We start from the raw sequence: 3142 nt of genomic DNA, 5'->3' as shown, positions 1-3142 counted from the left end.
GCCGTCGACGGCGGGCGGCGCCTGGGAAGCCAATGGGAAGCTGATCGATAGTCCGCCGCGGATGAACGCCGATCAAATCGGCTGCGCCATCGCTAAGCCGTTTCGTTCTTTTGCAATATTTATCCGCAGATGGACGCAGATACACGCAGATACACGCAGATAGGTAGGACGTATCGCGTACCGTGGCCGGCCTCGCGGCTCGCTCTGCAGTACGCGATGTCACCGGAATTGAAGATGAACCCACTGAAAGGCTGAAGCACTCACCACCATCTGCGTGTATCTGCGGACAATCTTATGAACAATCCTGCTCGGTATTCGACGAACCCAGCGTAATTTCGGTCAACGGCTGGCCCGGCTGCTCGAAGGCCTCCCACAGCTCGCGGTAGCGGCGGCCATCGGTGGGGTGGCACGCCCGGGGCCGGATATCGGCCAGCGGGCGCAGCACGAAAGCGTATTCGAGAATGTCGGCCCTCGGGACGCGGATATCGCCGTTGTCGAGCACCCGGTCGCCGAACAACAGCATATCCAGATCCATCGTGCGCGAGCCGTCGCCGCGAGCCGCGCGGTTGCGCCCGCCGGCCGCTTCGATCGCGCGCAGGCCGGCTTGTACCGCCTCGATCGGTTCCGCGCTCTGAAACGCCACCACCAAATTAACGAAATCCGCGCCCGAAAAGCCGACCGCCGGACAGCTGTAGATCGGCGACACGTCGAGAACGCCGAACCGCGCGCGCAGTCGCTCGAGCGCCGCCGGGACATGTCGCCCGGGCTCGATGTTGGAGCCCACGCCGACCGCCACTTCCGTCATCGGCCGCGCTCCCGGGTAATACGAACGCCCACACCCTTCGCGCCGCGCAGGGCATGCGGCTTATCGAGCCGGAGGGTGACGCGCGCGACCGGGAATTCCGCGAGGATCAGGGCCGCGATCCGCTCCGACAGGGTTTCTACCAGATCGAATTCGCTGGCCTCGACGAAGGCGATGACGCGTTTGGCCACGGCTTTATAATCCAGCGTTTGGACGACGTCATCGGTCGCGGCGGCCGCGCGGATATCGAAATCCATTTCCAGGTCGAGAATGACGCGCTGGCGGATCCGGCGCTCCCAGTCGTACAGACCGATGACCGTATCGATGGCCAACTGATCGATGAAGATCGTATCCACGAATGCTCCCTGCCCGTTGCGATGCTGTTAAAAGCTTTCGGCGGTTCCGGCGCGATCGTACGCGATCGGGGCCGCTTCCGGCGGGCGCAAATCTTCGAGCGGCCAGCGTGCCACGGCCTCCGCGGGCGCGATGCCGGGACGGAAATCGCCGCGGCGCAAATAGCCGGTCAGCGCGATCATCGCTGCATTATCGGTACAGAACGCCTGGCGCGGAAAATGCACCGTGAACCCGTCGCGCGCCGCCCGCCGGGCTAGCGCAGCGCGCAGCGCGGCATTGGCACCGACCCCGCCGGCCACGACCAGACGTTCGATACCGGTCGCCCGGATCGCGCGCGCGCACTTGGCCACCAGCGTATCGACCACCGCCTGCTGGAAACTGGCCGCGATATCGGCATCAACAGCCGGCGAGCGCTCGCTGTGCTTGACCGTCAGCATGACCGCGGTCTTCAGGCCGGAGAACGAAAAATCGAGCCCCGGCCGGGCGCGCATCGGGCGCGGAAAGTCGTAGGCGCGGGGATCGCCGTCGGCGGCCAGCGCGGCTAGCGCCGGGCCGCCGGGGTAGCCGAGCCCGAGTATCTTGGCGGTCTTGTCGAAGGCCTCGCCGACCGCATCGTCCAGGCTGCGCCCGAGTGTCCGGTATCGGCCGAGCCCCTCGACCGCCACCAGCAGGGTGTGCCCGCCGGAGACCAGGAGTGCGACATAGGGAAATGCCGGCGGGTCGGCTTCGAGCAGCGGCGAGAGCAGATGCCCTTCCATGTGGTGCACGCCCAGCACCGGCACGCCCAGGCTCATGCCCAGCCCGGCCGAGACCGACGCCCCGACCAACAGCGCGCCGATCAGGCCCGGGCCGCGGGTGTAGGCGATGCCGGTCAATGCCGGATCGCCGGCCTCGGCACGCACCCGTTCGATCAGCGGCAACAGCTTGCGGATATGATCGCGCGAGGCCAGTTCGGGCACCACGCCGCCATAACCGGCATGCAGATCGACCTGGCTGTACAGCGCATGCGCCATCAGGCCCGATGCGCCGTAGAGCGCGGCCGCGGATTCGTCGCAGGAGCTCTCGATGCCCAGAATGACGGGCGGGCGTTGCAAGAAAGCGTGCTTGGGCGTATCATCCATCGCCCTATCCTAGCCGGTTGTGCCCGCTCGGGTCATCGCCTAGCTATACATCCAGTCGCTATTCATCAGATTTCCCGGAGAGTGATGCTCAATGCCTAGCGTACGCGTCAAAGAGAACGAGCCGTTTGAAGTCGCACTGCGTCGGTTCAAGCGCAGCTGCGAGAAAGCCGGCGTCGTGACCGAAGTACGCCGTCGCGAATTCTTCGAAAAGCCCTGCCAGACTCGCAAGCGCAAGCGCGCGGCCGCGGTCAAGCGCCACGCCAAGCGCCTACAGCGCGAGCAGCAGCGCTTTACGCGCCAGTATTGATTCGGCGCTGTCTGTCGTATCGATTGATCGGACCGATCGAATCGAGCGCGACAATCGATTGAGTCAGGAATCGCAGCGGCCCCAAGGCCGCTGTTTTTTTGTCTGCGCTTCGAGATTGTTTTTGTCCGAGGAAGTCATCGTGCCGAGGAAACCATCGTGAATCTCAAAGACCAGCTACAAGACGACATGAAGTCGGCCATGCGCGCCCGCGACAAGGAGCGGCTGAGCGTGATCCGCATGGTCAACGCCGCCATCAAGCAGCGTGAAATCGACGAGCGGACGACTCTCGACGACGCCGGCGCGCTCGCGGTGATCGAAAAGATGCTCAAGCAGCGCCGCGACGCCGAGTCCCAGTATCGCGACGCCGGGCGCGACGAACTCGCCGACGCCGAGGCGGCCGAGATTTCCGTGCTCGAGCACTACCTGCCGGCCCGGCTTTCGGAGACCGAGATCGACGCCGCCATCGACCGCGCCATCGCCGATACCGGCGCCGACTCCATGCGCGACATGGGCAAGGTGATGAGCCGGCTCAAGGCCGAGCTCGCCGGCCAAGCCGAT

At 65.2% G+C, this 3142-nt stretch carries 5 protein-coding genes; 2 read left to right on the top strand and 3 right to left on the bottom strand.

Annotated elements, in window-relative coordinates; all coding sequences use genetic code 11:
* Nucleotides 1-292 precede the first annotated feature (292 nt).
* From folK to tsaD, 3 genes are read right to left on the bottom strand one after another with little or no spacing between them, the layout of a single operon-like run.
* Nucleotides 293-805, bottom strand: coding sequence for a 2-amino-4-hydroxy-6-hydroxymethyldihydropteridine diphosphokinase (gene folK / locus VFJ08_RS08965; RefSeq protein ID WP_324996856.1), 513 nt, complete (start codon nt 803-805; stop codon nt 293-295).
* Entirely contained in the window at nt 802-1158 is a 357-nt protein-coding gene (gene folB / locus VFJ08_RS08960; RefSeq protein WP_324996855.1) for a dihydroneopterin aldolase, read from the bottom strand. The genes folK and folB overlap by 4 nt, the downstream gene beginning before the upstream one ends.
* Before the next feature lie 27 nt (nt 1159-1185).
* Nucleotides 1186-2277 (bottom strand): tRNA (adenosine(37)-N6)-threonylcarbamoyltransferase complex transferase subunit TsaD, encoded by a 1092-nt coding sequence (gene tsaD, locus VFJ08_RS08955; protein WP_324996854.1) that lies wholly within the window; start codon nt 2275-2277, stop codon nt 1186-1188.
* 91 nt (nt 2278-2368) lie between these two features.
* Here tsaD and rpsU point away from each other — a divergent pair, with 91 nt between their 5' ends.
* A complete protein-coding gene (rpsU, locus tag VFJ08_RS08950; RefSeq protein WP_037332947.1) occupies nt 2369-2584 on the top strand; it encodes a 30S ribosomal protein S21 in 216 nt (71 codons plus the stop codon).
* A gap of 156 nt (nt 2585-2740) precedes the next feature.
* The coding region (locus tag VFJ08_RS08945; protein ID WP_349256982.1) for a GatB/YqeY domain-containing protein at nt 2741-3142 on the top strand (402 nt) is incomplete at its 3' end.

Origin of the sequence: Salinisphaera sp. (assembly GCF_035690525.1) — a bacterium.
Classification (GTDB): domain Bacteria; phylum Pseudomonadota; class Gammaproteobacteria; order Nevskiales; family Salinisphaeraceae; genus Salinisphaera.
This window is presented reverse-complemented; position numbering and strand designations above follow the sequence as displayed.

Excerpts from the sequence above, each read along its gene's own strand:
- folK (WP_324996856.1), bottom strand. The coding sequence starts at position 805 with ATGACGGAAGTGGCGGTCGGCGTGGGCTCCAACATCGAGCCCGGGCGA.
- tsaD (WP_324996854.1), bottom strand. The coding sequence starts at position 2,277 with ATGGATGATACGCCCAAGCACGCTTTCTTGCAACGCCCGCCCGTCATT.
- rpsU (WP_037332947.1), top strand. The coding sequence starts at position 2,369 with ATGCCTAGCGTACGCGTCAAAGAGAACGAGCCGTTTGAAGTCGCACTG.